The sequence below is a fragment of the Isoptericola sp. NPDC056605 genome, from assembly GCF_042792795.1.
In the GTDB taxonomy this organism is placed as follows: Bacteria; Actinomycetota; Actinomycetes; order Actinomycetales; family Cellulomonadaceae; genus Isoptericola.
The window spans coordinates 123,876-130,895 of record NZ_JBHTVT010000003.1 but is presented as its reverse complement, the minus strand read 5'-3'; the positions used below and the strand labels follow the sequence as shown (position 1 = coordinate 130,895).

The 7,020-nt window shown below is 75.0% G+C and carries 7 protein-coding genes; 3 read left to right on the top strand and 4 right to left on the bottom strand.

The annotated features are described in order from the left end of the window. Positions 1–129: 129 nt before the first annotated feature. From ACFQ8Y_RS04825 to ACFQ8Y_RS04810, 4 genes are all read right to left on the bottom strand, one after another. Positions 130–1,128 (bottom strand): hydroxyacid dehydrogenase, encoded by a 999-nt coding sequence (locus tag ACFQ8Y_RS04825; protein ID WP_430584760.1) that lies wholly within the window; start codon positions 1,126–1,128, stop codon positions 130–132. A 25-nt stretch (positions 1,129–1,153) separates the two neighbouring features. Further along, complete coding sequence (locus ACFQ8Y_RS04820; RefSeq protein ID WP_430584759.1) at positions 1,154–3,445, bottom strand: alpha-galactosidase; 2,292 nt, start codon at positions 3,443–3,445, stop codon at positions 1,154–1,156. A 64-nt stretch (positions 3,446–3,509) separates the two neighbouring features. Next, the gene (locus ACFQ8Y_RS04815; protein WP_430584758.1) at positions 3,510–3,731 is read right to left on the bottom strand and encodes a hypothetical protein; all 222 of its coding nucleotides are present in this window, start codon (positions 3,729–3,731) and stop codon (positions 3,510–3,512) included. A 66-nt stretch (positions 3,732–3,797) separates the two neighbouring features. Further along, positions 3,798–4,196: a RidA family protein gene (locus ACFQ8Y_RS04810; protein ID WP_430551580.1), complete on the bottom strand. Its 399-nt coding sequence runs from the start codon at positions 4,194–4,196 to the stop codon at positions 3,798–3,800. 109 nt (positions 4,197–4,305) lie between these two features. Between ACFQ8Y_RS04810 and ACFQ8Y_RS04805 the strand changes: the two genes are divergently transcribed. The 3 genes from ACFQ8Y_RS04805 (at position 4,306) to ACFQ8Y_RS04795 (ending at position 6,996) form a co-directional block, all read left to right on the top strand. Then, positions 4,306–4,572: a hypothetical protein gene (locus ACFQ8Y_RS04805; RefSeq protein WP_430551581.1), complete on the top strand. Its 267-nt coding sequence runs from the start codon at positions 4,306–4,308 to the stop codon at positions 4,570–4,572. A gap of 256 nt (positions 4,573–4,828) precedes the next feature. Continuing rightward, entirely contained in the window at positions 4,829–5,986 is a 1,158-nt protein-coding gene (gene pdhA, locus ACFQ8Y_RS04800) for a pyruvate dehydrogenase (acetyl-transferring) E1 component subunit alpha (RefSeq protein WP_430584849.1), read from the top strand. Further along, positions 5,983–6,996 carry an alpha-ketoacid dehydrogenase subunit beta gene (locus tag ACFQ8Y_RS04795; protein WP_430584757.1) on the top strand — a complete coding sequence of 338 codons (1,014 nt, stop codon included), beginning with the start codon at positions 5,983–5,985 and terminating at the stop codon, positions 6,994–6,996. Before pdhA ends, ACFQ8Y_RS04795 begins: the two co-directional genes overlap by 4 nt. The last annotated feature ends 24 nt before the right edge of the window (positions 6,997–7,020 follow it).

Sequence of the window (7,020 nt, the reverse complement as noted above, 5' to 3'; positions counted from 1 at the left end):
TTTAAACCGCCCGCCCCCCCTACAACAAAAAAAACAAAAAAAAAACACACCCCTCCCCCCCCCCGCCCCCCGCCCGCGGGGGGGGGGGGGGGGGCTCGGCGGCCTCCGGGCGGGGCGCTGAGGGTGCGCTCAGGCGGTGAAGGGCAGCTGCTCGGGCCGTGCCTCGTGCCGCAACGGCTCGCCGGCGGCCCACCGGTCGACCTCGTCCGCGGCGGCGTGGCCCAGCCGGGCCTCCTCGGTGCCCAGCGAGCCGGCGACGTGCGGGGTGAGGAAGACGTTGCCCAGGCCGAGCAGCGGGTGCCCCGCCGGCAGCGGCTCGGGCTCGGTGACGTCGAGGACGGCGAACAGGTCCGGCCGGTCCGCGAGCATGCGGGCCAGCTCGTCGTGGTCGACGAGCCCGCCGCGCGCGGTGTTGACCAGGGTGGCGGACGGCGCGAGCAGGCCGAGCTCGTCGGCGCCCAGCATGCCGCGCGTGCCGTCCGTGAGCGGGGCGTGCACGGAGACGACGTCGCTCGCCGCGAGCAGCTCGGGCAGGCCGACCGGTTCCACGCCCGCCCGGCGCGCGTCGTCGGCGTCGTAGTACGGGTCGTGCACCAGCACGCGCACGTCGAGCGGGCGCAGGGCCTCGGCGACGAGGCGCGCGATGAGCCCGAACCCGACCAGGCCGACCGTGGCGCCGTCGAGGCCGCGGATCCCGTCGCGCCCCGGCATCGAGTGCTCCCGGGCGGCCGTGAGGCCGAGCCGCAGCGCGTTCTTCACCGCCAGGTGCACCATCGACACGGTGAAGTCCGCGACGGCGCGCGCGTTGGCGTGCGCCGCCGACGTGACCCGGACCCCGCGTGCCCACACCTCCGGCGTGACCATGCCGCGCACCGAGCCGGCCGCGTGCGCCACGAGCTCCAGGCGCGGCAGCCGGTCGAGCAGCGCGGCGTCCAGCTCCGCGGCGCCCCACCCCGTGACGAGCACGCGCGCGGCGGCGAGCGCGGCGTCGTCGGCGGCCCCGAGGTCGACGACCGGGCCGTGGGCGGCCAGCCGGTCGCGCACCGCGGGGTCGAGCACGGAGCCCGCCCACTCCTCGCCGACGGCGGTGAGGATCGTCGTGGCAGGGGCGGCAGGCGGCGTCGGCATGGTCTGACCTTAGCCGGGAGGGCCGTCAGCCGACGGCCTCCACCCGCAGCACGAGCGACGTGCCGGGTGCGGCCTCCGGCGCCTGCAGGCCGGCGACCGCGAGCGCGCGCCCGGTGAGCACCGTGCCGCGGGGCACGTCGCCGGGCCGGGCCGGCCGCGGCAGCGGCGTGATGCCGTCGGAGGCGAGCGCGCCGTCGGCGGACGGCAGCGCGAACCACGGCGGCACGTTCCAGGCGCCGAACGCCTCACTGCTCAGCGACAGAGGGGCGACGCGGTACCGGCGCTCGGGGTCCAGGCCGCGCAGGGTCAGCCGACCGGGCGGCGCGGTGGCGGGCCGGGTCAGGGTCGCGACCTGGAACAGGGCGCGGGACCGGTCGGTCGCGACGACGCCCCACACCTGCGGGGAGTCGGCGTCGGGCGCGTCCTGGCGCACGAGCGTGCCCGTGTGCAGCAGGCCGCGCTCGGCCTTGTACAGCTCGACCCAGCCGGCCAGGTCGGCGAGCTGCTCGGGCGTCGAGCGCGTGAGGTCCCACTCGATCCCGAAGTGGCCGAACAGGGCGGTCGCCGCGCGGAAGGCGAGCGAGTGCGCGCGGTGGGTCTGGTGGCTGACGTCCGCGGCCACGTGCGCGCCCAGGTACTCCAGCGGCAGCAGCTGCGCCGTCCAGGGCTGCATCTGCTGGCGGTCCAGCGGGTCGGTGCAGTCCGACACCCACACGCGCTGGGTGTGCTCGGCGACGCCGAGGTCCACCCGTCCGCCGCCGGACGAGCACGACTCGATCTCCAGCCCGGGGTGCCGCCGCCGCAGCTCGGCCATGATCCCGTAGGCGGCGAGCGTCTGGGCGTGCACGACGGGGCGCCCGTCCAGCCCGGAGCCCGGGTCGACGAGGTCGCGGTTGTGGTCCCACTTCACGTAGTCCACGCCGTGGGCGCCGATGACGGCGCTCATCCGCTCGAGCACGTACGCGGCGGCGTCGGGGTTCGACAGGTCGAGCACGTGCTGGTGCCGCGACGGCACCGGCACCCGGCCGCCGGCACCCATGACCCACTCGGGGTGCGCCCGCGCCAGGTCCGAGTCGAGGTTGACCATCTCGGGCTCGAACCACAGCCCGAACTGCATGCCGAGGCCGTGCACGTGGTCGGCGATCGGGTCCAGGCCGTCGGGCCAGACCTCGTCGTCGACCACCCAGTCGCCCAGCCCGCGGGTGTCGTCCCGGCGGCCGCGGAACCAGCCGTCGTCGAGCACGTACCGCTCGACACCGAGCTCGGCCGCGGCGTCTGCCAGCGCGGTGAGACGCGCCAGGTCGTGGTCGAAGTAGACGGCCTCCCACACGTTGAGGGTCACCGGTCGTGGGCCGTGCGGGTGCGCCGTGCGGCGGCGGAGCATCCGGTGCAGGCGCGCGGCCTGCGCGTCCAGGCCGTGGCCGTGCACGCCGTACACCCACGGCGTCTCGTACTCCTCGCCCGCGGCGAGCGTCACCTCGCCGGGCAGCAGCAGCTCGCTCCCGCCCAGCACCTGCTCGCCCGTGGGGAGGCGCTCGGCCCAGTGCCGGTGGTTCCCCGACCAGGCCACGTGCACGCCCCACACCTCGCCGTGGCCGAAGCCGAAGCCCGGGACCCCCGCGGTCAGCAGGGTGGCGGCGTCGAAGCCCGTGCGGCCGCGGCGGCCCTCGCGCAGGTGCGTGCCCACCGTGAGGTCGTGCCGCTGCGGCACCCGCTCCTTGCCCCACCGGCCCGTGAGGTCGAGGACCTCGCGCGCCCGCGGCGGCACGGGCAGGACGACGGCGAGCTCGTGCAGCCGGTACGGGCCGCCGTCGTTGCGGAGCGCGGCCCTGACCCGCAGCACGCCGTCCACGGTGAGCTCGACGTCGAGGACGAGCGTGAGCTCCGCGACCGGGTCCGTCGCCTCGACGCGCAGGGCCCCGGCGCCGGCCTCCGTGAGGCCGCCGGCGAGCGGACCGCCGCAGAGCGTCGCGACCGTGGTCGTGAAGCGCGGCGACCACCCGTCGCCGTCGCGCTCGCCCACGAGACCCGGACGGCCGAGCCAACCCGTGCGGGGCTCCGGCACGAGGGTGAGCCGCGTCGGCTCGTCCGGCCCGCTGTTCACGAGCGGGGCGGCCGCGGCGACGACGACGGCGGCCGCGTCGTCGACGGTCAGCGGGCCGAGGTCGTCGCCCCAGTGCACGACGGCGGGCAGCTCGCCGCCGCGGGCGTCGACCAGGACGCTGACGCCGTCCGCGCGCAGGTGGACGAGGGTGTCGACGGCGGGGCCGCGGGCGGTGGTGTCGGCGGCGTCGGCGCGGCCGGAGGTGACGGTCACCGCACGAGCGTGCCATGCGGGGTGGCGTGGATCACGCGTGCGCCCGCGATCCGGTCGAACCTGGTCACGCCGGCCGCCGCACCACCCGGAGCCGCCACCCGACGGCGGCGGCCAGGGCTGCGACGACGAGCCAGATCAGCCCGTGCACCAGCGCGTCGTGGGCCTTGGCGATGATCTCGAGGGCGTACTCGGGCGAGGAGTCCTCGAACATCGTCGAGACGTACCAGCGGTTCCCCCAACGAAAGCCGTCGGCGACGGCAAGGAACAGCGCCAGCACGGCTACCACCCGGAGGATCCCGCGACCGCGGTGTCTGCGCACGGCCGTCAGCCTAGGGCGCCGTCTGCGGGCGCGTCAGCCCTCGGGGATGGTCGCGACGGCCTCGACCTCGACGAGTGCGCCCGGCCGTGCGGGGGCGACGGCGAGGACGGTGACGGCGGTGCGCGCCTGCCAGACCTTCTGCGAGGCGGCGAAGCCGTCGTTCGGGTCCACCGACGGGTCGAGGTAGATCGTCAGCTTCGCCACGTGCTCCGCGTCCGTGCCGGCCTCCTCGAGGACGGCGAGCACGTTGCGCAGGGCCTGCTCGGTCTGCGGGCCGAGGCCGCCCTCCACGAGGGCGCCGTCGGGGTCCGTGCCGTTCTGCCCGCCGACGTAGAGCGTGCGCCCGGCGGGCAGGACCATGCCCCACGCGAACGCGGGGTTCTGGTGCAGCTGCGGCGGGTTGACGGGCGTCGGCGTCGACTGCGCGTTCATGGGCGGGTCCCTTCATCGAGGTGTCCCCCGAGCATCCCGCCGGCCACCGACATGCCGCCCGGCCCCGGCTCCGGTTGCGGTGCCGCGCCGCGGCGGAAGACTCCCCGCCATGGACACCGTGGACTACGACCAGCTCGCCGACGACTACGGATGGTTGTTCGGCACCGCCGCGATCATCGTCTACCTCGCGGTCGCCGTGATCTTCCTGATCGCGTACATCCGGATCATCCAGAAGGCCGGCTACTCGGGCTGGTGGGTGCTGGTCGGCATCGTGCCGGTCCTCAACGTGGTGATGTTCCTGGTGTTCGCCTTCTCGCGGTGGCCCGTGCTGCGCGAGCGGGACGCGCTGCGGGCCGGTCAGGGGTACCCGCGCTGACCAGCGCGGCCAGCGTCGACCGCCCTCGCGCTTGGAGGATTCCTCCAAAATGACCGGGGGGACATTGGCACCGCCGCCGGGGGGTCTGCCCCCTGGACGGCAACCTACGCTGGCGTAGGCTACGAAGGCGTAGGTTCCGGTGGTCACCGTCGTGGTGGGCCGGGACCTCCTCCGTGCCGGAGCAGCCCAGCCCCACCCAGGGGCCGTCAGCGAAGGAGACCGCGTGCCGCAGCCCACCACCGGCGAGCCCGACAAGATGCCTGTCGACGGGTCCGCCGACGTCGCGCCCGCTGACGTCGAACCCCTGGTCCAGCTCGTCTCGCCCACCGGCGAGCGTGTCGTCGAACCCGACAACGCGACCTACCGCTCGCGTGTCGACCACCTCACCTCCGAGGACCTGCGCGCCCTGTACCGCGACATGGTGCTGACGCGACGGTTCGACGACGAGGCCACGGCCCTGCAGCGGCAGGGCGAGCTCGCGCTGTACGCGCAGGGCCGTGGCCAGGAGGCCGCCCAGGTCGGGTCGGCCTCCGCCCTGTCGCCGCAGGACTACGTGTTCCCCTCCTACCGCGAGCACGGCGTGCTCCAGACGCGCGGCGTCGACCCGGTCGACCGCCTCCGCCTGTACCGCGGCGAGGACCACGGCGGCTGGGACCCGAACGAGCACAACGTGCACCTGTACACCCTCGTCATCGGCTCCCACGTGCTGCACGCGACCGGCTACGCGATGGGCGTGCAGCGCGACGGCGCGGTCGGCACCGGCGACGCCGCGCGCGACGCCGCCGTCGTCACCTACTTCGGCGACGGCGCCACCAGCCAGGGCGACGTCAGCGAGGCGCTCGTGTTCGCGGCGGTGAACAACGCGCCCGTCGTGTTCTTCCTCCAGAACAACCAGTGGGCCATCTCGGAGCCGACGTCGCGCCAGTCGCGCGCCCCGCTGTACCAGCGCGGCGAGGGCTTCGGCATCCCCAGCGTCCGGGTGGACGGCAACGACGTCCTCGCCTGCTACGCGGTGACGGCGGAGGCGCTCGAGCGCGCCCGCACCGGCGGCGGCCCGACGTTCGTCGAGGCCTACACCTACCGCATGGGCGCCCACACCACCTCCGACGACCCGAGCCGCTACCGCGCCCGCGCCGAGGAGGACCACTGGGCCCGCCGCGACCCGATCGACCGTCTCGCCGCGCTGCTGCGCGCCGAGGGCGGCTGGGACGACGGCTGGGCCGCCGGCATCGAGCGCGAGGCCGACGCCCTGGGCGAGCGGCTGCGCACCGAGGTGCGCGAGCTGGGCGCCCCGCCCACCAGCGCGATGTTCGAGCACGTGTACGCCACCGAGCACGCCCAGGTGCAGACCGAGCGGGCGTGGTTCGAGCAGTACGAGAACGAGACGGACGAGACGACGGGGGCGGCCCGATGACCTCAGCAACCCCGCAGACCCTGACGTTCGCGCGGGCCATCACGGAAGGCCTGCGCTCCGCGCTCGAGTCGGACCCGAAGGTCCTCGTCATGGGCGAGGACGTCGGGCGCAACGGCGGCGTCTTCCGCGTCACCGACGGACTGCAGAAGGACTTCGGCGAGGACCGCGTGGTCGACACCCCGCTCGCGGAGTCCGGCATCGTCGGCACCGCGATCGGCATGGCGCTGCGCGGCTACCGGCCGGTGTGCGAGATCCAGTTCGACGGGTTCGTCTTCCCGGCGTACGACCAGATCACGACCCAGCTCGCGAAGATGCACTACCGGTCGCGCGGGCGCCTCCAGGTGCCCGTCGTCATCCGCATCCCCTACGGCGGCGGCATCGGCGCGGTGGAGCACCACTCGGAGAGCCCGGAGGCGCTGTTCGCGCACACGCCGGGCCTGCGCGTCGTCTCGCCGTCCACGCCGCAGGACGCCTACGACATGATCCGCGCCGCGGTCGCGTCGCCGGACCCGGTGCTGTTCTTCGAGCCGAAGGGCCGCTACTGGTCCAAGGGCGAGGTCACGCCCGGCGCCTACCCGACGGTGGCCGCGGCCGGCGGCGCCGACGTGCTCAACCGGGCGCGCGTCGCCCGGCAGGGCACCGACGTCACGCTCGTCGCCTACGGGCCGACGGTCGCGACGGCGCTCAAGGCCGCCGACACGCTGGCGGCCGAGGGCACCAGCGCCGAGGTGGTCGACCTGCGCGCGATCTCGCCCCTCGACGTCACCGCGGTCGTCGCGTCCGTGAAGCGGACCGGCCGCTGCGTCGTCGTCCACGAGGCGCCGACGTTCCTCGGCTCCGGCGCCGAGGTCGCGGCCCGCGTCAGCGAGGAGTGCTTCTACTCGCTCGAGGCGCCCGTCCTGCGCGTGGGCGGCTTCCACGCGCCGTACCCCGTCGCGAAGCTCGAGCACGAGTACCTGCCGAGCATCGACCGCGTCGTCGACGCCGTCGACCGCGTGCTGGCCCACTGAGAGCGACCGAGAGCGAGCTGAGGA